The organism is Acinetobacter sp. TAC-1 (assembly GCF_029025845.1).
Taxonomy (GTDB): domain Bacteria; phylum Pseudomonadota; class Gammaproteobacteria; order Pseudomonadales; family Moraxellaceae; genus Acinetobacter; species Acinetobacter guillouiae.
Window position 1 is genome coordinate 2,724,646 of sequence record NZ_CP118892.1, and the last position, 25,200, is coordinate 2,749,845.

The 25,200-nt window shown below is 38.5% G+C and carries 21 protein-coding genes; 8 read left to right on the top strand and 13 right to left on the bottom strand.

What is annotated here, in order from left to right; all coding sequences use genetic code 11:
* Window positions 1–188: 188 nt before the first annotated feature.
* The 5 genes from PYV58_RS12795 to PYV58_RS12815 form a co-directional block, all read right to left on the bottom strand.
* Window positions 189–1,424 carry a dihydroorotase gene (locus PYV58_RS12795; protein WP_034612898.1) on the bottom strand — a complete coding sequence of 412 codons (1,236 nt, stop codon included), beginning with the start codon at window positions 1,422–1,424 and terminating at the stop codon, window positions 189–191.
* Between the two features lie 16 nt (window positions 1,425–1,440).
* A complete protein-coding gene (locus PYV58_RS12800; protein WP_034612902.1) occupies window positions 1,441–2,457 on the bottom strand; it encodes an aspartate carbamoyltransferase catalytic subunit in 1,017 nt (338 codons plus the stop codon).
* A gap of 94 nt (window positions 2,458–2,551) precedes the next feature.
* Entirely contained in the window at window positions 2,552–3,145 is a 594-nt protein-coding gene (locus PYV58_RS12805; RefSeq protein WP_034612905.1) for a hypothetical protein, read from the bottom strand.
* A 111-nt stretch (window positions 3,146–3,256) separates the two neighbouring features.
* A complete protein-coding gene (locus tag PYV58_RS12810; protein WP_034612908.1) occupies window positions 3,257–3,616 on the bottom strand; it encodes a hypothetical protein in 360 nt (119 codons plus the stop codon).
* A 788-nt stretch (window positions 3,617–4,404) separates the two neighbouring features.
* The gene (locus tag PYV58_RS12815) at window positions 4,405–5,016 is read right to left on the bottom strand and encodes a LysE family translocator (protein WP_034618157.1); all 612 of its coding nucleotides are present in this window, start codon (window positions 5,014–5,016) and stop codon (window positions 4,405–4,407) included.
* A gap of 189 nt (window positions 5,017–5,205) precedes the next feature.
* Between PYV58_RS12815 and rlmKL the strand changes: the two genes are divergently transcribed.
* Window positions 5,206–7,410, top strand: coding sequence for a bifunctional 23S rRNA (guanine(2069)-N(7))-methyltransferase RlmK/23S rRNA (guanine(2445)-N(2))-methyltransferase RlmL (rlmKL, locus tag PYV58_RS12820; RefSeq protein WP_004721106.1), 2,205 nt, complete (start codon window positions 5,206–5,208; stop codon window positions 7,408–7,410).
* An 18-nt stretch (window positions 7,411–7,428) separates the two neighbouring features.
* On the opposite strand, the gene PYV58_RS12825 is transcribed toward rlmKL, so the two are convergent.
* Window positions 7,429–7,893, bottom strand: a complete 465-nt coding sequence (locus PYV58_RS12825; RefSeq protein ID WP_004820988.1) for a hypothetical protein — start codon at window positions 7,891–7,893, stop codon at window positions 7,429–7,431.
* Window positions 7,894–8,397: 504 nt separating this feature from the next.
* A complete protein-coding gene (gene clpB / locus PYV58_RS12830) occupies window positions 8,398–10,977 on the bottom strand; it encodes an ATP-dependent chaperone ClpB (protein ID WP_004820987.1) in 2,580 nt (859 codons plus the stop codon).
* Window positions 10,978–11,244: 267 nt separating this feature from the next.
* On the opposite strand from clpB, the gene PYV58_RS12835 reads away from it, so the two are divergent.
* The gene (locus PYV58_RS12835; protein WP_034618156.1) at window positions 11,245–12,393 is read left to right on the top strand and encodes a hypothetical protein; all 1,149 of its coding nucleotides are present in this window, start codon (window positions 11,245–11,247) and stop codon (window positions 12,391–12,393) included.
* Between the two features lie 57 nt (window positions 12,394–12,450).
* Here PYV58_RS12835 and epsC read toward each other — a convergent pair whose 3' ends face one another.
* Complete coding sequence (gene epsC / locus PYV58_RS12840; RefSeq protein ID WP_004820985.1) at window positions 12,451–13,359, bottom strand: serine O-acetyltransferase EpsC; 909 nt, start codon at window positions 13,357–13,359, stop codon at window positions 12,451–12,453.
* Between the two features lie 605 nt (window positions 13,360–13,964).
* On the opposite strand from epsC, the gene PYV58_RS12845 reads away from it, so the two are divergent.
* From PYV58_RS12845 to PYV58_RS12860, 4 genes are all read left to right on the top strand, one after another.
* Entirely contained in the window at window positions 13,965–14,453 is a 489-nt protein-coding gene (locus PYV58_RS12845; RefSeq protein WP_004820984.1) for a rhodanese-like domain-containing protein, read from the top strand.
* Between the two features lie 210 nt (window positions 14,454–14,663).
* Window positions 14,664–15,596, top strand: a complete 933-nt coding sequence (locus PYV58_RS12850; RefSeq protein WP_004721119.1) for a family 2A encapsulin nanocompartment shell protein — start codon at window positions 14,664–14,666, stop codon at window positions 15,594–15,596.
* Window positions 15,571–17,538 carry a family 2A encapsulin nanocompartment cargo protein cysteine desulfurase gene (locus tag PYV58_RS12855; protein WP_034614541.1) on the top strand — a complete coding sequence of 656 codons (1,968 nt, stop codon included), beginning with the start codon at window positions 15,571–15,573 and terminating at the stop codon, window positions 17,536–17,538. The genes PYV58_RS12850 and PYV58_RS12855 overlap by 26 nt, the downstream gene beginning before the upstream one ends.
* Before the next feature lie 242 nt (window positions 17,539–17,780).
* On the top strand, window positions 17,781–18,584 hold the full coding sequence (locus tag PYV58_RS12860) for a peptidoglycan DD-metalloendopeptidase family protein (protein ID WP_034614538.1): 804 nt from the start codon (window positions 17,781–17,783) through the stop codon (window positions 18,582–18,584).
* A gap of 183 nt (window positions 18,585–18,767) precedes the next feature.
* Here the strand turns inward: PYV58_RS12860 and PYV58_RS12865 are convergent, their stop codons facing one another.
* Entirely contained in the window at window positions 18,768–19,190 is a 423-nt protein-coding gene (locus PYV58_RS12865) for an OsmC family protein (RefSeq protein ID WP_004721138.1), read from the bottom strand.
* Window positions 19,191–19,341: 151 nt separating this feature from the next.
* Here PYV58_RS12865 and crp point away from each other — a divergent pair, with 151 nt between their 5' ends.
* Window positions 19,342–20,052: a cAMP-activated global transcriptional regulator CRP gene (gene crp, locus PYV58_RS12870; RefSeq protein WP_004721139.1), complete on the top strand. Its 711-nt coding sequence runs from the start codon at window positions 19,342–19,344 to the stop codon at window positions 20,050–20,052.
* A 329-nt stretch (window positions 20,053–20,381) separates the two neighbouring features.
* The gene (locus PYV58_RS12875) at window positions 20,382–21,431 is read left to right on the top strand and encodes an NADP(H)-dependent aldo-keto reductase (RefSeq protein WP_034614535.1); all 1,050 of its coding nucleotides are present in this window, start codon (window positions 20,382–20,384) and stop codon (window positions 21,429–21,431) included.
* A gap of 95 nt (window positions 21,432–21,526) precedes the next feature.
* On the opposite strand, the gene PYV58_RS12880 is transcribed toward PYV58_RS12875, so the two are convergent.
* The 4 genes from PYV58_RS12880 to PYV58_RS12895 form a co-directional block, all read right to left on the bottom strand.
* The gene (locus tag PYV58_RS12880) at window positions 21,527–22,312 is read right to left on the bottom strand and encodes a M48 family metallopeptidase (RefSeq protein ID WP_004721143.1); all 786 of its coding nucleotides are present in this window, start codon (window positions 22,310–22,312) and stop codon (window positions 21,527–21,529) included.
* 111 nt (window positions 22,313–22,423) lie between these two features.
* The gene (locus PYV58_RS12885; RefSeq protein WP_034614531.1) at window positions 22,424–22,729 is read right to left on the bottom strand and encodes a hypothetical protein; all 306 of its coding nucleotides are present in this window, start codon (window positions 22,727–22,729) and stop codon (window positions 22,424–22,426) included.
* 140 nt (window positions 22,730–22,869) lie between these two features.
* On the bottom strand, window positions 22,870–23,661 hold the full coding sequence (locus PYV58_RS12890; protein WP_004820958.1) for a M48 family metallopeptidase: 792 nt from the start codon (window positions 23,659–23,661) through the stop codon (window positions 22,870–22,872).
* 177 nt (window positions 23,662–23,838) lie between these two features.
* The gene (locus PYV58_RS12895; protein ID WP_004721148.1) at window positions 23,839–25,158 is read right to left on the bottom strand and encodes an adenylosuccinate synthase; all 1,320 of its coding nucleotides are present in this window, start codon (window positions 25,156–25,158) and stop codon (window positions 23,839–23,841) included.
* Between the last annotated feature and the right edge of the window lie 42 nt (window positions 25,159–25,200).

The following is a 25,200-nucleotide window of genomic DNA, read 5'->3' on the forward strand; positions in this document are numbered from 1 at the left end:
TGGACACTCCGATTTCATTGTTGTATTTGTCACATTAAAAATCATTTTATTGATCATTTTTTATTCTAGTGATTAAATTCTAATAGTTATAATAGCTTTTTGTAGCACAGCGTGTTCAATATCTATTTGAAAAGCCAGCTTATGCTGGCTTTTTGTTTCAATTTTTGCGCTTATGTAAATTTTACAGCTTAGGCAGTAAACGTTTGCAGTACTTTACCGACCATTTTTTGATTGATTAATGGCGTATTTTTTCCATGAGATAAAATACTGTCATTGTTAACAACCCATTCTAGATCTGGATCAACCAAAGCCCAACCCGACTCTTTGACCCAACGATCCGTCATATTGGCCACTTTTGCAGGGGCAAGCGTAACTTTTTCAACCCATTCTAAAGGCTCAAACAAACCTTCACGAACCAATTGCACCCCAAAAGACACATAGGTATCAAATGCGCTAATACCGGGTAACGTCTCGGCAAAAGGCGCTAATTTCGCAGAACCACTCAAAGGTTCATGATGGGTACAAATCGCATCAATCACACCGTCTTTGACACCTTGACGCAGTAATTCTTTGTCATTTTCAGCACGCAATGGTGGGCGCACATGTGCCAAAGAATTAAAACCATCAATTAAATGTTCTGTTAAATGCAATTGATGCATTGCAACATCTGCCGTCACAGGCAAACCTTTGCTTTTTGCAATTTTAATCAACTCTACAGATGCACCACTTGAAAGCAAACCAAAGTGCGCTTGGACACCTGTTGCTTCAATCATCAATAGGTATTTCGCAATAGCAACTGTTTCAGCCAGTGCTGGAATCATCGGTAGTCCCTGACGTGAGGCAATAAACCCCTCATGTACACAACCGTCTTTTGCGATCTGATGCTCTTCTGGATAAAACACCACGGTCATGTCTAAACCAGCCGCATATTCCAAGGTACGCAGAACCACATCATCATCTTTAAAAGTTGCATAGGCGTTTGAAACGGCAGTACAACCACCCTTTTTTAAACCTGCCATATTTGCGGGTTGTTTACCATTTAAACCTTGAGTTTGCGCACCAATCACTTGTAAATGAATACCACCATCTAACATGGCTTTTTCTACAAGTCCATGAATCAAAGCGCCATTGTCTTGCACGATTGGCTTTGAATCAGGTGGAGTAAATACATGCAAAATACCATTTTCACGTGCCGCTTTACCTTCTGATTTCAAGGTACCATGCTGTTGCTGACCTGGTTCACGTAATCGTGCACACAAATCCACCATGGTCGGTATCAACCATTTTCCTTGTCCGTCAATGGTATCTACGACATTGGCAGATGATTCGACTATTTTTCCATGTTCAACATAAACCGTTTGTACAGTGTCAATTTTTTTAATTGGGTCTAAGACACGTATATTTTCAATTTTTACACTACTCATGACTTTATCCTTAACCTTAAACCGCAATTGCTTCTAACAAACCTTTCTCTTGCAACTGACCTTGCATTGCCAAAGCCAAAACAGCCATTCGCACTGCAATACCATTGGTCACTTGATGCAAAATTACCGACTGTGCACCATCAGCAATACTAGAATCAATCTCTACACCGCGGTTCATCGGTCCCGGATGCATAACAATACAATCAGGTTTAGCCATGGCAAGCCGATCTTTATTTAAACCATACATTTTGTAAAATTCAGCTTGTGACGACAAAGCTGGTGAATCAATACGTTCATTTTGAATACGTAGAGTAATGATCACATCACAGTCTTTAATGCCTTCATCCATTTTATTGAACAAGCGAACGCCTTCACCATACTCATCAAAACCACACGGAAGCAAAGTATTTGGTGCAATTACACGGATATCTTTACAACCTAAAGTCTGTAACGCTGCGATATCTGAACGTGCAACACGCGAATGCTTAATATCACCAATAATCGCCAGACTAATGTCTTCAAAATTCTTTTCCGTTTCACGGCGAATGGTTAACATATCTAACATTGCTTGAGTTGGATGAGCATGACGCCCATCTCCAGCATTGATGATTGCAACATGCGGACAAACTGTTTCAGCAATAAAATGCGCTGCGCCTGATGAAGAGTGGCGTACAACAAAAATATCTGCTGCCATCGCTTCGAGGTTCCATAGTGTATCGCGCAATGTTTCCCCTTTTGAAGTACTTGATCGTGCGATATCAATGTTCAATACATTTGCAGATAAGCGTTTTGCAGCCGCTTCAAAAGTAGTTCGTGTACGTGTGGAATTTTCAAAGAATAAGTTCATCACTGTACGACCTTCTAAAAGTGGTGTCGTTATCAGTTGATTTTGATCATTTATAAAGGAATGGGCTGTATCTAGAATTTTGGTGAGGGTTGCTTTAGAAAGACCTTCGATGGTCAGGAAATGCTTTAAGTTTCCGTCATTATTGAGTTGAATCTGACTCGGTGTATGCAATGCCGCCAAGTGCATGAGAGATTCCTTAGAGGTTAAGTTAACGTATTATACAGATTTTCTTTTTCTTTGGCAGTTGAAGTTTTGGACAAATAGTCATAAAAGTCAGCGATCAAATTTTAAATTTGATCTGCTTTAAATCTGCCAGTTTGAGCGTTAAGTTCATCAATTTTTCTCGAAGTTGCTGAATCATATTGAGGTAGTCAATATCTGATTGATCTTTTAACAGCTCAATATAAGCATCTAGTCTCAGCAAGGCTTGATTACGCCATTTAAGTAATTCTGCTATGGGATGGTACTTTTGTGAATCAAAATCATGCAATAGATATTCCGATATTTGTATATTGGTTAATGTCACATCGTATTCTTTTACACGTTTTAAGCACTTTAAGGTATCTTCTAAACGAAAGCGGATCTCGTGTTCACAAAGAAATTTTAAATATGGCAAATCCTGTTGAGCAGCAAAATATTGTGCCAATGGCAGAGTAAAATCCTCATAAGGATACCAACGCCCATGCGCACATGAGATCAATTCTTTATATTTTTTCTGTTCAACCCACAGTTTAAACACAACAGCCTTTGCTTGATGATAATGACTTAATCGCAGCTCAGTTTGTTGTGCCGACTCATCAGCCGTACCCACGTAAATCATTTGGTGGTTTTTTAAATATTTGCTAATTTCTGCATTGAATTTCGTATAACTCAAGTGATTGTCTCACAGCTTATCCTCAGCTTAAAAATACTATAAATGAGTTTTAATTTTTATCACACTGTATCAATTAAGCTCTAACGCTATAGCTAGAGCTTATTGCCCAACTTATCTCAATGCACCAATATAGTGATGTGAAACTTGTGCTCGATAAATTTCTTCTTCTGTTGCACCAGAAACATATGCGTCCTCGCTTTGTTCAACTTGGGTTGTCGTTACTGTATTCACAGAGGAAGCTGGTTGTTCCTGTTCTAATAAATGCTGTAAGCGCAAGGCATGACGATTTAATTCTGGATCTTGAGTCGCCAATGACATATCAATCACATACTGTGCATAGCTTTTATTATCCACTAAATACATCACATCAATCACACGCCCTGTCACACGTCTTAATCGCGTTAAGATTAATGCCCCAATGGAAAACGCATCTGCATGTGCAATAAATCTGCTGTTGTTAAGATCTTGCATAGAAATCCCCATATTTATTAATTCATTAAAAATTCAATTAAATTTCTGAGCCAATACGATGGATAATTAAGCAAATTGTGTACCAAAATCACACCATAAAATGAATTAATAATGCATACACATTATTCTCTATTTAAAAGTTTACCGACTAGAACTCAACCCACATATTGCGGAGCTTCAAATAGATCTAGAAATTGCCCCGTATGCACTTTGCGTTCATCATGAACTATATTCAATCTGTCAAAAAACTCAGACACAAGAATATAATTTCTCTTAATCAATATTTTAAATTAAATCAATTACATGAGAAAAATAAATTGTTTAATTCTAAAAATCTTGCAATGCCACACCTTATATTCAAAGTTTAAATAGCTTTGCGTAGGCGATGCCTCACTTTTCAGAGATGAAAAGTGACAAAAATCTTCCGTCGTGCGAGGGGTACGTCCTATACCCCCGCCCAACGGCGACATCCCTGTCGCCTCACGATAGGATCACCATCTATGATTCAAAAGTACAAAAATGAATTGATAACCAAGAGTTTCTAAAAGTTCATACAAAAACATAAGCTTCATTTATGATCAATGACTTGATGCAAATCAGTAATACTTCAAATATTTCAGAGCTTTGCTCAATGTTTCGATTTTTTTGCTTTTTAGTCATTTGACCTAGCCGATCAACTAAAGCATCATGATTATCAGCGACACTATTCTGTTCAATACATCAGTGCAATTGTAAAAATAAATCCATGTTTAAGCCTTACATTGAATGTAAGAAAGTTAAATCAAATTTTAATGATAAAAATAGCGCCAACACATTTCCAATGAAATCAAAATTAATAACACACCCATCACGATATTAAAAAGACGCGCCCGATTTCCTGTATTTAAAAAACTTGCTAACTTTTCACCAGCAATCCCCCACAGCAATAAAGATAGATAACAGACAACAAAATAAATCGCTACAAAAACCAATAAAACAGCATGGATATGCCCCGTTGAAAATAGCCCTGTACCCGCCACTGCGGCAATCCATGCTTTAGGATTTAGCCATTGCATCAATGCACCTTGTATAAAGGTTGGTATTTTTGCTTCATCATGGGGTTGACTTGAGATAACGGTCCCTTTTGCACGTAGAATATTGAGCCCAATCCACAACAATAAAACTGTCCCCAAGATCGTGATCACATCAAGAAGTACAGGATAGATCACGATCATTTGATACAAACCAAAACAGACTGATGCCAATAACAAGGTAAAACCAATGGTCGCCCCTGAAATAAATGCAAAAGTTGCTTTTACACCATAATTCATACTGCTGGTTAAAATGGTCAAATTCACAGGTCCCGGTGAAATCGACATAGACAGCGAAAAAATAAACATTGAAACAATAAGACTGAGCATTTTTTAAATTCGTTATTTGATCTTATCTACATATTGATATTTGAATATATTTCAAGCAAAAAACCCAAATTTTTAACTGAATTTGGTACTTTTTATAAAATTTCGGACTTAAAAGGCCATTCTATAAGTTTTCGTCATCAAAATACGCTAAAATACGCGATTGCTTTTTTAATGTCTTTGGAAATATTCATGAATTCGAAACCACGTCTTTCTACATATTGGGTTACCTGTGCAGATGGACTAGAAACCTTACTGCAAGAAGAAATTCAAGGTTTAGGGATTCAAGATATTGAAAAATTTCCTGGACGTTTAATCTTTAAAGGCAAACTCGAAGATGCATACCGTGTTTGTATGTGGTCACGTTTGGCTTCTCGTGTACTGACACCAATCCATGTTCATGAACTTGAATTTACCCATGATGCACGTGACGTTGCAGAAGAACTTTATGAAGGTGCGATCAATTTTGATTGGTCACTTATTTTTGCACCACAAAGTACTTTCGCAATTCGTCTTCACGTAGAACGTGATATTAAAGTCAACACACAGTTTGCGACTTTACGTGTTAAAGATGGTGTGGTTGATTCCTTCATGGAAGCTGTAGGAAAACGTCCAAGTATCGACATTAAACAGCCTGAAATTACTCTGTATGTGCTTGCTGGAAAAACTGAACACACCTATTGTTTAGATTTATCTGGAGATTCTTTACATAAGCGTGGCTATCGTCGTTTTATGACAGATGCGCCGATTAAAGAAAACCTAGCCGCCGCTATCCTACAAAAAGCACAGCTTAAACAACGCAATCCAGAAATTATTCTTGACCCAATGTGTGGTTCAGGAACCTTTATTATTGAATCATTGATGATCCTAACTGATCGTGCACCTGGTTTGGTGCGCCGTTTTGGCTTTAATGGCTGGAATGGGCATGATCATGAGTTATGGATGTCGATTAAAGCTGAAGCAGCTGAACGTCATAAAGTTGCCCTAGAACAACCTTTACCTAAATTCTATGCCTATGATGCAGATTGGGAAGCAGTAAAAGCAACCAAACAAAATATTATTGCTGCTGGATTTGAGCAACAACTGGATCAAATTCAAATTGAAGAGCGTACTTTAGCAGATTGGCCTGATTTCCAAGCTGAAGGCAAAACTTCATTTATTGTCACCAATCCACCTTATGGTGAGCGTTTAGGGGAAAAAGCCTCTAACCGAGCTTTATATCTGGGCCTGTCAGCACTTCTACAAAAGAATTTCCCGAATCAACATGCTGCCGTTATCGCAGCGGCTGTTGAACAAGCTGATGTATTGGCATTTAACAATCCACAAATCTTACGTTTAATGAATGGTAAATTGCCAATTTATATTCGTTTTGGTGATATTAAGCCAGCAGCTGTGGTTAAACCTTTCCTTGCAGATTGGCAACCTCAACAATTTGAAAAAATTGAAGGTGCAGAAGACTTTACCAATCGTTTGCAAAAAAATATGCAAGCTTTGAAAAAATGGGCTGTAAAAGAAGATATTTATTGTTTACGTCTCTATGATGCAGATTTACCAGACTTTAATGTCGCTGTAGATTTGTATGGTGATCGTTTACATGTTCAAGAATATGCACCACCAAAAACCATTGACCCAGAAAAAGCCAAAAAACGTTTCAACCTTGCTTTGGCTTCAATCCGTGCTGTAACTGGTTTAGGTCGTGATGCGATCTTTATCAAAACTCGTGCCCGTCAAGAAGGTAAAACTCAGTACGCAAAACAAAGTACTGCATCTAAACGTTTTATTGTGCAAGAAGGTAAAGCCAAAATTTTAATCAACTTGACTGATTATTTGGATACTGGATTATTCCTAGATCACCGTCAAATGCGTCTACGTATTGCAGCTGAAGCTAAAGGAAAGCATTTCCTGAACCTGTATAGTTATACCTCTACAGCAAGTCTACACGCTGCTTTAGGTGGTGCTGCAAGTACGACAAGTGTTGACTTATCCAATACTTATCTAAATTGGTCTAAAGAAAACTTTGTCTTGAATGGCTTAACGGTTGATCATCCTGATGAACAGCATCAATTCTTCTCAAGTGATTGTTTTGAATGGTTAAAAGAAGGTCATGAACAATATGACATGATTTTTATTGACCCACCAACCTTCTCAAACTCAAAGAAATTCTATGGTACTTTTGACGTGCAACGTGACCATATTTCTTTACTTAAACGTGCAATGAATCGTCTAACCACAGAGGGAACGTTGTATTTCTCAAATAACTATCGTGGTTTTGAGATGGATGAAGAAATCGATGCAATGTTTGATGTACAAGAGATCACCAATGAAACGATTGGCTTAGATTTCAAACGTAATCAAAAAATCCATAGAGCATGGAAAATTAAACACTTCCCTGTTTAATCATACTAGACCTCGGGCTTATTTATAAGCCACGGGGTCAATTTCATGTCCTATATAAAGTGTGACACGATCTTGGGTTGTAATTCGAACATCATGGCGTTGATATGGATTATAGCCAACCTCGATTATTCTATATTTTTCAAGTGGCTTTAAATATTTATCCCCAGGTTGATTTGGATCTGGGTCTTTTTTCTGCCACTCGAAATCAGTTAACACAGTAGAATAAATTTCATCTTTTTTAGCATCGTCTGACCTTTCCTGAGCAACTTGTTTATGCAGGTTATTTTGCTCTTCGACAGGTTGTTGTGCATTATCCTTGACAGCTTTAATAATAATGGGTGACAGTTTAACCACACCTACAGATTGCTCCGCAAGATCTTGATCATCTAATTTATCTGCCAATGCCTCTATCGAACTAAATGCCATCAAGAGAAAACCGAGTATTTTTAAATAATCAGATTTGTCCTTATCTTTGATCATCATGATCAACTTTTCCTTTCTTATTATTCCTCATTGAAAAACTATCAATTTTTGACCGTTTTTTCAATAAATTCATGAAAAACCCGATAATAGGTAAAACCGAAATAAACACGCATAAATATCTGATGATTAAAATAATATGATAAAAAGCCAAGACTATGCCAATTGCTGGTTTAGAATGGTTTATAAATCTATGCATCCCTATAGCTCTGGATGCTTGATTGGGGAATTAAACAGGCACTAAACCTTTGCATCAATTCTATGATGTGTAGTGTTTTCCCTATTATGCGAAAGTCTTAATGTGGCATTCTGCTGCTCAATCAACCTCAATTACCTTTCACAAGTGCTATCCATCAATATTACTTCCTCTTGCACCAATGCTTACACTTATGTAGAACGCGAAAATCCTACTGATCGGAATCTGTAACACGCAAAAATATAAATGCGTATCCAATAAAAAAGCCAACCACCTTACGGTAGTTGGCTTCGGTTATACTGCTGGATAAATTAACTTAATTTTAATTTACCAAAATCAAGTTGACCATTTTCAGCACTGATTAAGATGGTATCACCTGCTGTAAATTGACCGGCAAGGATTTGCTGAGCCAATGGATTTTCAACCTGTTGTTGAATTGCACGTTTAAGTGGACGCGCACCATATACAGGATCAAAACCAGCATCAATCAGAATATCAAAGGCCTGATCATCGACTTTCAATCCAATGTCTCGTTCAGATAAACGTGAACGTAAACGATCCAATTGAATATCCGCAATGCCACGAATTTGTGATTTTTTCAACGAGTGGAACACCACCAATTCATCGATACGGTTAATAAACTCAGGACGGAAATGTTGTGATACGGCATTCATCACCGTTAAACGAACATCTTCATCACTGGCACCTTCACCGAGTTCACGTACATCACTTGAACCTAAGTTCGATGTCATCACAATCACGGTATTTTTAAAGTCAATCACACGGCCTTGTGAGTCAGTTAATCGACCATCATCCAACACTTGTAATAAGATGTTGAATACGTCTGGATGAGCTTTTTCAACTTCATCAAATAACACCACACTGTACGGTTTACGGCGGACTGCTTCAGTTAAAACACCACCTTCTTCATAACCCACATAACCTGGAGGTGCGCCCACCAAGCGACTCACCGAATGCTTTTCCATAAACTCTGACATATCGATACGAATAATCGCATCATCACTGTCAAATAAGAAGTTACCTAAAGCCTTGGTTAACTCAGTTTTACCCACCCCTGTTGGTCCAAGGAATAAGAACGAACCACTTGGACGATTTGGATCAGATAAGCCCGCACGTGAACGACGAACTGCATTTGAGACAGCAACTACAGCTTCATCTTGTCCCACCACACGGTTGTGTAAGAAATCTTCCATATGGAGTAATTTCTCACGCTCACCTTGTAGCATTTTTGACACAGGAATACCGGTTGCAGCACTGACCACTTCTGCAATTTCATTTTCAGTCACTTTGGTACGAATCAGTTTTGGTTCTTCATTGACTTCCGCAACCTCTTCTTCATTTAAGCGTTTTTGCAACTCTGGAATCACCCCATATTGCAAACGACTTGCTTCTGCCAAATCACCTTCACGTTGTGCTTTTTCAAATGCAGTACGTGCTTTATCAAGTTCGATTTGCGCCTGATTTGTACCATCGACTAGACGCTTTTCTGCAATCCAAATTTCTTCCAAATCACTATATTCTTTTTCAACATCTGCAATTTGTTTTTCCAAATGCTCAACTTCAGCTTTACTGACTGAATCTGCATCTTTTTTCACCGCTTCCAATTGCATTTTTAACTGGATCAAACGGCGGTCTAAACGGTCAAGTGGCTCAGGTTTTGAGTCAATTTCCATTTTGATACGTGATGCTGCTTCATCAATCAAATCAATCGCCTTATCTGGCAATTGACGGTCTGTAATGTAGCGATGTGACATTTTCGCGGCTGCAATGATTGCAGAATCGAGAATTTGCACACCATGATGCGTTGCATATTTGTCTTTTAGACCACGTAAAATTGCAATGGTGTCTTCAACACTTGGTTCATCCACCAGAACTTTTTGGAAACGACGTTCCAAAGCTGCATCTTTTTCAATAAATTGGCGATACTCATCCAGTGTTGTTGCACCCACACAACGTAATTCACCACGTGCCAATGCAGGTTTTAACATATTACCTGCATCCATTGCGCCATCACCTTTACCCGCACCAACAAGCGTATGTAGCTCATCAATAAACAGGATGATTTCGCCATCAAATTTAGCTAAATCTTTGAGTACGGCTTTTAAACGTTCTTCAAACTCACCACGGTATTTTGCACCAGCCAACAACGAGCCTAAGTCTAACGATAAAACACGTTTACCCTTTAAGCCTTCAGGCACTTCACCATTGATAATACGCTGTGCCAAACCTTCCACAATCGCTGTTTTACCGACACCCGGTTCACCAATCAATACAGGATTATTTTTAGTTCGACGTGACAACACTTGGATGGTACGACGAATTTCTTCATCACGGCCAATTACAGGGTCGAGTTTGCCTTCCGCAGCACGTGCCGTAAGATCTACAGTATATTTATTGAGTGAATCTCGCTGATCTTCATGGTTATTTGCCATAACTTGTTCGCCACCTCGAATATTTTCAATTGCTTTGCGTAGTTTGTCAGTTGTTACACCTACACTGGTTAACAATGTTTTGGTTGCACCTGTTTCAGCAAGTGCCAAGATCACCCAATCCGTAGATAAAAATTCATCTCCGGCTTTTTGAGCAAAACTGTCTGCCAAATTAAGCGCACGCACAGCTTCAGGATTTAAATTGATATCCCCAGTTGGTGTTCCAATTTTTGGCGCGTCTGTTAAGGCTTTTTGCAGTTTTGTTTTTAACTCAGGTAGATTGGCGCCTGACTGTTGCAACAGGCTAAGATTGGATGGTTCTTCCAATAAAACAGAAAGAATATGAATACCCTCAATTGCGGTATTATCATTACCCATTGCCTGAGATTGTGCATCAGATAAGGCTTGCTGCAGGCGGTTCGTAAATTTTTCAAATCGCATTCTTGTTATTCCTCACAACAAATTTTGTACTTGAATAATAAATGGGAACGTTTTTTTCGATTTCAATAGCAATAGTGAATTAATTTATATATTTTTCAAAAGCTTACCAAAACACTTGGAATAGATTTCAGTATTAATATCTGTGCTGAAACGTTATTTTTCAAGTAAGATGATGGAAAAATATAGAAGATTAGTTTTTTAAGCGTTTGTATTTTCAACGATATGCTTTTAGAGTAAGGAGTATTGAGAGATTTTAGTATAAGAACAATGTTGACTTTCGGTAAATCATTATCTGTATTAATTGCAGTATCTGCACTGTATGCCTGTGGCTACAAATCGCCAAATAGTGAAAAATTTCCGCACCAACATATCCAGCAATTAACACCGAATATATCAGGCATAGAATTCACATGGTTTAAAACCTCTGATGATATGAATAGAAAAGCCATCAATGAAAATTTTATTGTCTACAATTGCCCTGAAAGTCATTTAAAACAAAATCCTGTAAAGAATTTTAAAATATGTACTTACGATCTAAATCATGATCAACAGATTCAGCCTCATTTCATTGCTGCGCAAACAAATCAATTGATCGATCAAATTGTCGCCTTAAATCACAATCACTTTCTCATCACTATAAAAACATTTCAATCTGGTGTGAATGATCCAATGCAAGCTTATTTGTTCAATGCACAGACACAAAATTCAACGGCCATGACTTCATTTTCCTATACTGCATTTGCTCAGACAATTTTAGAGCAAATGGTGCAAGAAAAAACATATCAAAAGAAAGTCTTAGAATATGGCACAACGGTTTATTTTGATCCTCAATATATTTCGGCCAAAGCAGCCGCAGAAGCTCAAAAAGAACATAAACAACAGCAGCAATCTGTAATCGAAAATTTCAAAGATATTTTTAGAGACAAGCCTGAACAACCAAAACGTGATTTTTCACCAGATGATTATCTTGCTCAACCTGCCGAACCATTTAATTTAAAGCTCATTCAACAGTTAAAGCTTTATCTACAACAGCACCAAGCAGAATGCTATTTAATTCTTGATCACGAAACACAGCTCTTAAAAACACCACAAAGTTATCTCTATAGTCGTGATTTTTCCAAATTTCTGCCACAGTTAGCAGATGAAATAAGACTGCCTGAATGCAAAAAGCCAGTAGAGTTATCCACTGTAAATGCCAAATATCTAAAATATCAAAGTATTGATGACGTTCAAGGTTCAGGAAATCATTATATATTCTGGTTTACACCGATTGGCTATGATGTATTTGAAATCAAACAACATGGGCAAAATAAACAATTTAAGCTGCCCATTGACACTGCTTGGATATATCAAATTAGAAATAAACTGATCATCTCGGTTGATCAAACTTACTACATCATTCCACTTTCTGAATGAAGCATTTTAACCGCATAAAAATTTTAAGCCACGCAACCTATTAAGCTTTCAATGCATTTACACTTCTGACTTGGTTGCAGAACTTTGAGAAACCGCACTATTTGCTGCAACGCTTTGAGTAATCCATACATTCCCACCGATTACAGCGCCTTGACCAATAGTAATACGCCCAAGAATAGTTGCACCTGCATAGATCACCACATTGTCTTCTACGATTGGGTGACGTGCATATTCTTTCTGTAAACGCCCAGAATCATCAATTTCAAAACGTTTAGCACCAAGCGTTACGGCTTGGTAAATCCGCACATTTTTACCAATAATACAGGTTTCACCAATCACCACACCTGTACCATGATCAATAAAGAAACCTTGATCAACTTGTGCACCCGGATGTATATCTATGCCAGTTTTTGAATGTGCAATCTCAGCAATTAAACGTGCCAACAGTGACAAGTCTTTTTTATAAAACTCATGTGCAATACGATGGTAAATAATTGCCAAAATACCCGGATAACACAATAAAACCTCATCGACACTTCGCGCTGCTGGATCACCATCATAGGCCGCAATCACATCTGTATCTAAAATACGGCGTAAATCTGGTAATTTTTGCGCAAATTCACTGACGATACTTTGTGCCAATACCTCAATCACATCAGCATTTTCGTTGTGCTTTTTATATTTATAATCATAGGTTAAATTGAGTTTGACTTGCTCCAATAATGAGTGCAAAGTTTTCTCAAGTGCATGTGCAATATAAAAATTTTCACTTTGTTGGCGTAGGTCAGGTGGCCCCAGTCGCATGGGGAACAAGATGCCACACAGATCATTCATGATTTTCTTAATTTCATCTTTTGAAGGTAATTCCCTACCGCCAAAGTCTTTTAAGCTTTTACGTTGAGTACGCCATTCATTTCGAGCTTGTTGTAGCTCATCCACAATATTGGGGATATTCCATTGGGTCATATATTTACCTACTGAAATGACTTTTCACAATCCATGCGCTTAACATGAAATTTTATTATTCACTTTGAATGAACAGGGTCTGTTGGCAATTCGTTTACGTTTGCGACGACGAGTGTTTTTTAGGCGATCCGAGGCACGAAATACGAAATTTAGTCATCTAAACTAGTAGTTCGTAACGAAGTAGCGGCAAAAAACACTCTAGTCTCTCAACTACGCTTTAGACTGCAAACAAAGCAGTGCTTTGTTCTTACTCTCGGTTATCGTTAAAATTATCTCAGCCTACATTATAAAACGCAGAAATAAGCTGGCTATTCTCCTTATCCCATGCGTTACGACATATACGCCTCGTGCTCATTTTAACTTACAACGCAAACTATAATATGAAATGCTAGCAGACCCTTGATACTATTTTATTAGCAATCTTGTAGATAAACATTCTTCGTATAAAGATATCTTTAAAAATCATTTAAACCTTATTTCAAAATAAGAATAAGCAATTCAATTTTTATTAATTTATTGAATATATAAAATCATTATAGTTGTTATCAATACATCTGATACATGATGACTTAGACGTGATTTAAGTCTGAAAAAAGGCAAATGAAATGACAAGTTTAAATCAACAACACTTTACCGAATTAACAACGGCTCAAATTGAAAATATCTTTGAACAAGCAAAACAACGTGTTGAAGATCATTATCTAGAATTTACGGGAACGATTTTGCCTCATGAAGCATGGGCTTTGTTTAAAGCAGGACATGTGGTGATTGTCGACGTACGCACCAACGAAGAACGTAAATTTGTCGGCTATGTAGAAGATACCGTGCATATCCCTTGGGCAACAGGAACTGCGCTGAACCGCAATCCACGCTTTGCCAAAGAACTTGAAACTAAAATTGGAAAAGACAAGATTATTCTTCTGCTTTGTCGCAGTGGTAAACGTTCCGCTGCTGCTGCAAATGTGGCTTTTAATGCGGGTTTTGAAAATATTTACAATATTGAACAAGGCTTTGAAGGCGACCTTGATGAAAATGATCATCGTGGTTCTTTTAATGGATGGCGTTTCCACAATTTACCTTGGCGTCAGGAATAAGGCTTTTGCTTTATTCCCCTTATGATTTTTTATCAATCCTCGAAAATGGCAATAAAACGCACGCAATAAACCTCAAATTAATCCAATAAATATACAGCGCAATTAAACCCCAAGAGCAAAATTTTTACTTTATTGGAGAAGATAACAACAGCATTTTTAAATCAAACCAGTAATCAATAATTAATTTCCAATACCACCAAGGATTAAAACATGGCTAAGAACCAAGAAGTCACACGCCAAGCGTTGAATGATCAAGCAGCTCGTCAACTTGCCAATGCGACAAAAACAGTACCACAACTCTCCACCATTACACCACGTTGGCTAACACATTTATTGCAATGGACCCCTGTTGAAGCGGGTATTTACCGTGTCAACAAAGTCAGCAATACCGATGACATTCAGGTGGCGTGTACACAACGTGATGAAGCAACACTTCCACAAACTTTTGTCGACTATGAAGTTAATCCACGTGAATACTTTTTAAATGGTGTCTCTACAGTTCTGGATATTCATACCCGTGTTTCTGACTTATATAGTAGTCCTCACGATCAAATCAAAGAACAGTTACGCTTAACCATCGAAACCATTAAAGAACGTCAAGAAAGTGAATTGATCAATAATCCTGAATACGGCTTATTGGCAAGTGTTGCAGATGAACAACGTATTTCCACTTTGACAGGTGCACCCACACCAGATGATTTTGATGATTTACTGCGCAAAGTTTGGAAAGAACCGGGCTTCTTCTTAGCACATCCCGATGCGATAGCGGCTTTTGGACGTGAATGTACCCGTCGTGGTGTTCCACCACCAACTGTGAGTCTATTTGGTTCACAGTTCATCACTTGGCGCGGCATTCCACTGATTCCTTCAAATAAAATTCCAGTTGAAGACGGCAAAACCAAAATTATCTTGTTACGTGTCGGTGAAAAGCGTCAAGGTGTTGTTGGCTTATTCCAACCAGGCCTTGCAGGTGAACAGGCACCGGGCCTATCTGTACGCTTTATGGGCATCAATCGTAATGCAATCGCCTCTTACTTAATCTCCTTATATTGTTCTCTTGCTGTGTTGACAGATGATGCACTCGCTGTGCTCGAAGATGTGGAGGTAGACAAGTACCATGACTATCCAACAACTTACAAATAATCAAGCTACTCCAGATATTTCTTCTGATCATATTGATGATGCACCCATCAGTGAATCTGTCATTGCTCAATTGGCTGCTGAATTTTTTTCGGCTTTACCCAAACAAAACCCACAAGGTTTTAACTTTGATCTACCCGATCAACGATCTCAAGGTGTTAGCCATCAACCACAGCCTAAAGATCCTATTGCTGCATTGTCTGGACGTATACCTGCCATTGTGCAACAGGCAAATTTAAATCCAGATTCTACACATCACTATGTAGAACCGACCGCCGATCATCCTGAGCGTAGAATTCTATCTTCTTCGCCCATCGTTGGGGGTGCAAATACTCCTGATCCATTTGCTATCGGACAAAAGCTAGATTTGTCATTGAATCCTACACAAATCACACAACACACTGCACCATCAAACCTAACAACGACTGCGCCACATCAGGCGCAATCGAGTTATTACTTTTTAGATCTGCCTCACCCTGACGTTGCCAGCGCCCAAACAGTAAATACAAATGTGGCTCAAACTGATGTGCTTAAAAATCCATATGCGTTTGATGATTATCATGTGACTGATGACCAGCAATTAAAAAGTGTATTACAAGATCGTAACGACAAACCTGCAACCGCAGCGTCTGGTTATTATTTTCTTCAATCACCTACCATTGAAGCTGTTCGTCCGCATTCAGATGTGCAAATACCAGCAAATGCTCAGAACTATCAACCCATTGATATTTTGCAAATCCGTCGGGATTTTCCCATCCTACAAGAACGTGTAAATGGTAAGCAATTGGTTTGGTTGGATAATGCAGCCACCACCCATAAACCTCAGGCGGTCATCGATCGAATTTCATATTTCTATCAACATGAAAATTCGAATATTCACCGTGCAGCACATGAACTTGCAGCACGGGCCAGTGATGCTTATGAGCATGCACGTGATGTTGTTGCTCGCTTTATTGGGGCTGCTTCAGCAAAAAATATCATCTTTGTTCGAGGTACAACAGAAGGCATTAACTTAATCGCAAAATCGTGGGGTACGCAGAATATTCAAGCGGGAGACGAAATCATTGTGTCCCATCTTGAGCATCATGCCAATATTGTGCCTTGGTACCAACTCAGTAAAGAAACTGGTGCAAAACTCCGTGTAATTCCTGTAGATGATACTGGTCAGATTCAGATTGAGGAATTTGTAAAATTGCTCAATCCTAGAACCAAGCTGGTTTCAATTACACAGGTTTCTAATGCCTTGGGTACTGTAACGCCTATTCAAGAAATTATTGCATTGGCGCATGCAGCAGGTGTGCGAGTTTTGATTGATGGTGCTCAGTCTGTTTCGCACATGCCCACCAATGTTACTGCCTTAGATGCCGATTTCTTTGTGTTTTCTGGGCATAAAGTTTTTGGCCCAACAGGTATTGGCGCTGTCTATGCCAAGTCTGAATTACTTGAAAGCATGCCTGTATGGGAAGGCGGCGGAAATATGATTCAGGATGTGACGTTTGAAAATGTGGTCTATCAACCTGCACCAAATAAATTTGAAGCAGGTACGGGGAATATTGCAGATGCTGTTGGCTTAGGTGCTGCCTTAGAATACGTAGAAAGCATTGGAATCCATAACATTGCATGTTATGAACATGACTTGCTTGAATATGGTCAACATGCACTACAAAGTGTTTCTGGTCTACGTCTGATAGGTACTGCATTAAATAAAGCCAGTGTGATGTCTTTTACACTAGCAGGCTATGAAACGGAAGAGGTCGGGAAAGTACTCAACCAGTATGGTATCGCTGTGCGTACTGGGCATCATTGTGCTCAACCGATCTTACGCCGTTTCGGTGTTGAACGTACGGTACGCCCTTCTCTTGCGTTTTATAATACCACTGAGGAAATTGATTTATTGGTTTCAGTATTACATCAGCTGCGCCGTGCTAAACCTTATAAATCCTAATTTTAAACTTTAGCGTTTAATTTTTAGTTCTTAATGATTTTATTGATCGATCATAATCACATGCTTAATTAATTAGGCATGCGATTTTTCGAGGTGAAGCTTGTATAGTCCATCTTTAAGACTTGATGCTTTGATGAAATTAGTGATTTAAAAATACTCTACTTATAATTTAACAATCACATGCTTGAGCATCTGAATCAAAAAGCGAGATACTACAAAAAATTAAACCATGTATATTATTTATGCCTTCAATCAAAAAACTTTTCCTACTATCTAGCTTAATTATAGCAACTCAATCCTTTGCCTTACCTCAAGACTCACGTCGTGCAGGTGGCATAGCGGTTATTCCTGTTGCTAAAACCGTGTTAAATGTCACTTACCAAGACAAACCTGTCTTGATCGTGGATGGTGAAAATTCAGTAAACCATATTGTTTTTGGTATTCCGCTTTCAGTACCACTGGGTACACTGCAATTACAAAGCTCTACTGGCCCAATTAATATTGAAGTGAAGCCATTTAAATACGCTGAGCAGCGCCTCAATGTAAAAAATCAAGATTACGTCAATCCAAATCAAGAACAACTTGATCGTTATAGCCAAGAAGCGAAAGAACAAAATAGTGTTTACAGCTCTTTTAGCCCTGCACAATGGAAAGACTTTCCAAAATTCATCAGACCTACAGCAGGAAAATTTAGTAATTCATTTGGTCGTAAACGCTTTTTTAATGGTGAAGAGCGTGCCCCACATTCTGGTTTAGATATCCCTGCCCCCATCGGACAAAAAGTTGTTGCGCCAGCTGCGGGAACGGTGGTTGCGACAGGCAATTATTTCTTTAATGGGAATACCGTCATGATTGATCACGGACAAGGTCTGATCAGTATGTTTTGCCACCTCAGTAAAATCAATGTAGAAAAAGGCCAAATCTTGAAACAAGGTGAATTATTGGGATTGGTGGGTAAAACAGGACGAGTAACAGGTCCACATCTACACTGGGGAATGAGCTTAAATAATGCCAGAATTGACCCACAATTATTTTTATCACCTTAATTTAGCAAGAAAAATGCGAAGAAACCTTTGAACACTTGTTTCAAAAATGCTTTTTTTGAACAAATACACATTTTGTAATAATTTATTTTTTTTAATTTTGATCGAATAAGTCACCAACTTAAGCAGCCAAAACACGTTAAAAAAAAGCCAATCTTTTGATTGGCTTTTTTAAAATTAATTCCGTTATTCCGCGGAAATAATTTCAAAATCATGGGTGATTTCAACACCACCATCGGACAGCATTTTACTTGCTGAGCAATACTTTTCGGCTGATAATTCAACAGCTTTAGCTACTTGCTTCTCTTTTACATCATGCCCTGTTACCACAAAATGTAAATGTATCTTCGTGAATACAGCTGGAATCGTGTCTGCGCGATCCGCTTTGAGCTGACAAACAACATTTGTTACATTTTGCCTAGATTTCTTTAAAATGGTCACAATATCGAATGAAGCACACCCACCAAGTCCCATTAATATGAGTTCCATAGGACGTGGTCCACGGTTTTCACCACCATATTCAGCAGAACCATCCATCACAATTTGATGACCACTTTCTGATTTTGCTTCGAAAGCAACATTCTCTAACCAATGAACGCTAGTTTGCATTGCAACTACCTAAAAAAAGCTATAAATTTACGGGGTACCTGTACACTAGCATAAAATGAGTTGATAAGGAATTTCATCTCTACTGCTTCTACGTGACGAGTTCAATTTAGATCAACAGATCTAGTTATTATCCAATTCGGAATTTTTAAGCATGTCTTCTAATTTTGCACAACTTAGTACAGATGCTTTGTCTCCTGGTCAACTACCTGAGTCAGTCAAAGCTTTGCTCAAAAGAGCCCACATCAATCGTTTTCCAAAACGCTCAACGATTATTGATGCAGGTTCAGAGTCAAAATCACTGTATTTAATTTTAAAAGGTTCAGTTTCAATTATTTTACGTGAAGATGATGAGCGTGAAATTGTTGTTGCATATTTGAACCCTGGGGACTTTTTCGGGGAAATGGGATTATTTGAGCAAAATCCACAACGTACTGCGGAAGTAAGAACCCGTGACGTATGTGAAATTGCTGAAATTTCATATGATAATTTCCACGAAATTAGTAAACAATATCCTGACTTAAGTTATGCCGTATTTGCACAACTTGTTCGTCGTTTAAAAAATACAACACGCAAAGTAACTGACCTTGCATTTATTGATGTATCTGGTCGTATTGCGCGTTGTTTAATTGATCTTTCAGCACAGCCTGAAGCGATGATCTTGCCAAACGGCCGTCAAATCCGCATTACTCGCCAAGAAATTGGTCGTATCGTGGGTTGTTCCCGTGAAATGGTTGGTCGTGTTCTAAAAACACTTGAAGAACAAGGCATGATCGAAACCGACGGTAAAGCCATCCTTATATTTGATGTATCTTTGGAAGAATCTAATTTTTCTGAAGACGAACTAAGCACAGATGATGAATAAAGCTTGGGAACAAATTTGAGAATTTAATTCCTTAAAGAATTATGTTGAATGGGATAAATATCAAATATTGTCAAAAAGTTAAAATATAGTTTAAAAGCAAACTCCCGAGTTTGCTTTTTTCATGTTGCGATAAATACACAGAGAATTACTGTGAGCTGGTCTCATGACCATATTATAAAACAAGACCAAGCTAAAATGAGCATTTTATAAAAGAATCAGATAACTTTATCTTATTTTGATAATTAAAAACATTCTTTCACTTAGTTATCAAATTTAAATTACGTTATTATTCTCATAAGATACTGAATATTAATTTTGAAGGACATAAAATGAAGTCAAATCGTTTAGGGCATTCTGATCTTGTGGTCCCTGAAATTTGTTTAGGTACCATGACCTTTGGTGAACAAAATAATCAGAATGAAGCATTTGAACAACTTGCTTATGCACTCGATCAAAATATTCATTTCTGGGATACTGCTGAAATGTATCCCGTACCCCCTAAACCAGAAACACAGGGGTCGACTGAAAGCATCATTGGGAATTGGATTGCTCAAAACGGTCAGCGTGACAAACTTATCATTGCCACAAAAATTGCAGGCCCCCAACAAGGTGGCAGTCAAATTCGTGATGGGCATACCAAGTTTATAGAAGCAGAGATCAGTAGTGCTATTGATAGCTCGCTCAAGCGCTTACAAACAGACTATATAGATCTTTATCAACTGCATTGGCCACAACGCCCTGTTAACTTCTTTGGCACGCTGGGCTACAGCAATCAACTCGCCGCACGTACACAAGAGATTACCCCGCTTGCTGAAACCTTAGAAGCACTCTCAAAAGAAGTGAAAAAAGGACGCATTCGCCATATCGGCCTGTCTAATGAGACACCTTGGGGTACCTTAAAGTTTTTACATTTAGCTGAACAATTGGGCTTAGAAAAAATTGTGAGTGTACAAAACCCTTATAGTTTGCTCAATCGTACTTATGAAATTGGGATGTCTGAGATCGCACAATATGAGGGCGTGGGCTTACTCGCGTACTCCCCCTTGGCCTTTGGTTACTTAACTGGAAAGTATCGCCACGGCGCACGCCCTGAAAAAGGACGTATTACGCTTTTTTCTCGCTTTAGCCGCTATAGCAATCCACAAAGTGATTGGGCAACTGAACAATATGCACAGCTTGCAGAAAAACATGGTTTAACACTTACCCAATTGGCTTTGGCATTTATTAAACAACAATTTTTTGTGAGTAGTACCATTATTGGTGCGACTACGCTCGACCAACTAAAAGAGAATATTCAGGCCTTTGATACCCAATTGTCTGAAGAAATTTTATTGGAAATAGATGCGATTCATCAGCAGCAGCCAAACCCCGCACCTTAAGTACTGGTTTTAAAACACGTGTTGTTCTACATTGTTTTCAATAAAAAAAGGATGCATAAGCATCCTTTTCTATTCGATAGGTTTTATCAAAAAACTTATCTTCCGCCTCGTGCAGTATAAACTGCCATTGCAGCAGGTAAATTCTTTTTCATTGCATTGATACGATTGACATCAGATGGATGTGTTGACAGTAATGCAGAACCTTTTCCTCCACCCTGTTTCGCCATTTTTTCCCACAAGGTAATTGCCGCTTGAGGATTATAGCCAGCTTTCGCCATCATCATTAAGCCGCCCTCATCTGCACGACTTTCTAAACTACGTGAGTACGGTAAGCCTACCCCGACTTGGCTTCCCAAATCGAGCGCTGCATTACCTAATTCACCAATTTGGCTGCCTGCATAAGATTTACCAATACCAACTGCAAGATTGGTCAACGCTTGCGCACCTAATTTTTGTTTAGAGTGCTCTTCTAAAGCATGGGTCATTTCGTGGCCCATCACCGCAGCAACTTCAGCTTCAGATAAATTCAGTCGATTTACAATCCCTGTGTAGAAAACTACTTTACCACCAGGTGCAACATAAGCATTGATTTCGTCTGACTTAAGTACCGCCAATTGCCAATCAAATCGTTGACCCGTTTGGTTCATTTGATCAGCAAAAGGTTTTAATCGAATAAATGCTGCATTCACTTTTTTATAAGTTGCAGAAGTTGTATCTAGAGTCTTATTCAAACGTGCTTCTTGCACTGTTTTATTAAAGCCTTGTGTTGCATTTAAATTAAGCGTTGCAGAATCAGCACCTGCCATATCCGCGATAGTTGAGCACCCTGAAATTGAAATGGCAGTCGCCGCACAAAGACTAAGCATTAATTTATTGTTCATTATAATCAACTCCATGGAGAACAAATAAAAGCATTGTGGATTATATGCAAATGTTACATAAGGATAAATCAATAAAATCCATTAATTCATATTAATTATGTAAGTGAAATATCACAAAAATTGAATCGCCAACCAATATATGAGACAAATTACATTCAGCATCAAATATATGTTTTTCAATGGAATAATCTTTTGTTCTAAATGTTGATCATTTCTTTTGATCAACAAAAATGCATTCTGGATCAAAATAATAGGAACCAGTACACATGCAACCATCACACTCAGACCAAGCAATGCATTATTGATGATATTCAGATCATTGGTCTGAGCCTGAATAATCAGCATTGCGATCGTTGGAGCACCACCCATAGCAAAAATCAGAGAATAAAATATCGTGCTCGATATATTCTTTTGCATCCTACAAACTCAATGTGTATCTAAAAATACATTTTAACAAGCTAAACTTGAAAACCTAGTCTAATTGATATCGACTTTAGTCTTTTTTAGCTGTAAATAAAAAGCCCGATTTACATCGGGCTTAGCGTTCTACAATCAAATTACTTTTTAATCACAGATTGATAGATTTGCTTTGCTTCAACCATGTTTTTGTTTAAATCTGAAATACGGTCATTATTTGATGGGTGTGTTGAAGTGAACTTCTGTACCCCATTATTACTGCCACCATCGATCTTGTTCATTTTTTGCCAAACGCTGATTGCTGCTTCAGGATTATAGCCAGCTTTCGCCATAAGCATTAATCCACCACGGTCAGCAGATGACTCTAAACTACGTGAATATGGCAAACCTACACCATATTTACTTCCGATATCTAAAGCTTGAGTGCCGACTGAGCCCAATTTATCGCCCGCATAGGTTTTGCCCATTTTCACAGCAAAATCTGTAATTGCAGTTGCGCCAGCACCACGTTTAGAATGCTCTTCTAAGGCATGGGTCATTTCATGTCCCATAATGGCAGCAATTTCAGCATCAGTCAGTTTCAATTGATTGACAATACCTGTGAAGAACACAACCTTACCGCCAGGCATGACAAATGCATTGAGTTCATTGGATTTAAGCACACTCAATTGCCAGTCAAATTTTTGACCCGTTTGATTTGCTTGATCAGCAAAAGGTTTCATCTTTAAGAAAACAGCATTGACTCGTTTATATGTTGCAGATGTTGTATCAAGTGCTTTTTGTGCCTTTGCATCTTCAACAAGAAGTTTATAATCTGCTGCTGCATTGAGGTTTAAAGTCGCAGAATCATTACCCGTTAATTCAGCAACAGTCGTACACCCTGTTAAGCCTATAGCCAACCCTAAGCCAAGTAATAGTTTCTTGTTAATCATTATTTTCACCAAATTTCATAGATCTTATTGCAAGCTTCAAAACGAAGCTCAGCTCTTAGCGGCTGAATTATGTTGCATTTTACAAAAAAAATCAAAATATAATCACACTTTATTTAAAACACCTAAAAATAATAACAATAAAAAAGCTCCCGAAGGAGCTTTTTAAGATTGAATCAATTAAGCATCAAATGGATGACGCATCACAATTGTTTCGTCACGATCTGGACCTGTTGAAATGATGTCAATAGGACATTCAATCAACTGCTCAATACGTTTTACATAGTTAATTGCATTTTGTGGCAATTGATCCAATGATTTCGCACCAAACGTAGACTCAGACCAACCAGGCATAGTTTCATAAATTGGTTTTAATGTTTCAAATGCAAGCGCATCTGTAGAACCCACACAACCTGAATCTGCTGCTTCATAACCGATACAGATTTTTACTTCTTCCAAACCATCTAAAACATCAAGTTTAGTTAAGCAAATACCTGATAATGAGTTTACATCTACAGAACGACGTAAGATTTCAGCATCAAACCAACCACAACGACGCTGACGACCAGTCGACGCACCGAATTCTGAACCCACAGTACCCAAATGTTTACCAACTGCATCACCAACATCATTGGCAGCATCATAAACAAGCTCAGTTGGGAATGGACCCGCACCTACACGAGTTGTATAGGCTTTGGTGATTCCCAAAACATAGTCAAGATGCAATGGACCAAGACCTGAACCAGAACTTACCCCACCAGCGGTAGTGTTCGATGAAGTTACATACGGATATGTACCATGATCGACATCAAGAAGTGAGCCTTGCGCACCTTCAAACATGATGTTTGCACCATCTTTACGATAGTCATGCAATGTTGTAATCACATCTAAAACTAATGGCTTAACCACTTCGCGCCATTGATCACAAAGTGCCAACACATCTTCAACTTTAACTGCTTCAACGCCGAAGAATTGAGTCAATTGGAAGTTATGATATTCAAGAAGCTCTTCAAGCTGTGCTTTAAGATGTTCGCCACCACGAACTAAATCCGCAACACGGATCGCACGACGGGCTACTTTATCTTCATAAGCAGGACCAATACCACGACCCGTTGTACCGATTTTGGCATTACCACGTTTCTTCTCACGCGCTTGATCAAGTGCAATATGGTGAGGAAGAATCAACGGACAGTTTGGAGAAATACGCAGACGTTCACGAACGGGTACGCCTTCTTTCTCAAGAATATCCATCTCTTTGATCAATGCTTCAGGTGAAAGTACAACACCATTGCCAATTAAGCAAAGTACGTTTTCACGTAAAATACCTGATGGAATGAGGTGAAGAACTGTTTTCTTACCACCAACGACGAGCGTATGCCCTGCGTTATGTCCGCCTTGATAACGTACTACCGCAGCTGCTTGATCTGTGAGCAGGTCAACGATTTTACCTTTACCTTCGTCGCCCCATTGGGTACCGAGTACCACAACACTTTTGCCCATAATAGCCTCATTACATCATGCTGTTAAAATAGAAAACCAAAT

Excerpts from the sequence above, each read along its gene's own strand:
- PYV58_RS12795 (WP_034612898.1), bottom strand. The coding sequence starts at position 1,424 with ATGAGTAGTGTAAAAATTGAAAATATACGTGTCTTAGACCCAATTAAA.
- PYV58_RS12800 (WP_034612902.1), bottom strand. The coding sequence starts at position 2,457 with ATGCACTTGGCGGCATTGCATACACCGAGTCAGATTCAACTCAATAAT.
- PYV58_RS12810 (WP_034612908.1), bottom strand. The coding sequence starts at position 3,616 with ATGCAAGATCTTAACAACAGCAGATTTATTGCACATGCAGATGCGTTT.
- PYV58_RS12815 (WP_034618157.1), bottom strand. The coding sequence starts at position 5,016 with ATGCTCAGTCTTATTGTTTCAATGTTTATTTTTTCGCTGTCTATGTCG.
- rlmKL (WP_004721106.1), top strand. The coding sequence starts at position 5,206 with ATGAATTCGAAACCACGTCTTTCTACATATTGGGTTACCTGTGCAGAT.
- PYV58_RS12825 (WP_004820988.1), bottom strand. The coding sequence starts at position 7,893 with ATGATGATCAAAGATAAGGACAAATCTGATTATTTAAAAATACTCGGT.
- clpB (WP_004820987.1), bottom strand. The coding sequence starts at position 10,977 with ATGCGATTTGAAAAATTTACGAACCGCCTGCAGCAAGCCTTATCTGAT.
- PYV58_RS12835 (WP_034618156.1), top strand. The coding sequence starts at position 11,245 with ATGTTGACTTTCGGTAAATCATTATCTGTATTAATTGCAGTATCTGCA.
- epsC (WP_004820985.1), bottom strand. The coding sequence starts at position 13,359 with ATGACCCAATGGAATATCCCCAATATTGTGGATGAGCTACAACAAGCT.
- PYV58_RS12845 (WP_004820984.1), top strand. The coding sequence starts at position 13,965 with ATGACAAGTTTAAATCAACAACACTTTACCGAATTAACAACGGCTCAA.
- PYV58_RS12850 (WP_004721119.1), top strand. The coding sequence starts at position 14,664 with ATGGCTAAGAACCAAGAAGTCACACGCCAAGCGTTGAATGATCAAGCA.
- PYV58_RS12855 (WP_034614541.1), top strand. The coding sequence starts at position 15,571 with ATGACTATCCAACAACTTACAAATAATCAAGCTACTCCAGATATTTCT.
- PYV58_RS12860 (WP_034614538.1), top strand. The coding sequence starts at position 17,781 with ATGCCTTCAATCAAAAAACTTTTCCTACTATCTAGCTTAATTATAGCA.
- PYV58_RS12865 (WP_004721138.1), bottom strand. The coding sequence starts at position 19,190 with ATGCAAACTAGCGTTCATTGGTTAGAGAATGTTGCTTTCGAAGCAAAA.
- crp (WP_004721139.1), top strand. The coding sequence starts at position 19,342 with ATGTCTTCTAATTTTGCACAACTTAGTACAGATGCTTTGTCTCCTGGT.
- PYV58_RS12875 (WP_034614535.1), top strand. The coding sequence starts at position 20,382 with ATGAAGTCAAATCGTTTAGGGCATTCTGATCTTGTGGTCCCTGAAATT.
- PYV58_RS12880 (WP_004721143.1), bottom strand. The coding sequence starts at position 22,312 with ATGAACAATAAATTAATGCTTAGTCTTTGTGCGGCGACTGCCATTTCA.
- PYV58_RS12885 (WP_034614531.1), bottom strand. The coding sequence starts at position 22,729 with ATGCAAAAGAATATATCGAGCACGATATTTTATTCTCTGATTTTTGCT.
- PYV58_RS12890 (WP_004820958.1), bottom strand. The coding sequence starts at position 23,661 with ATGATTAACAAGAAACTATTACTTGGCTTAGGGTTGGCTATAGGCTTA.
- PYV58_RS12895 (WP_004721148.1), bottom strand. The coding sequence starts at position 25,158 with ATGGGCAAAAGTGTTGTGGTACTCGGTACCCAATGGGGCGACGAAGGT.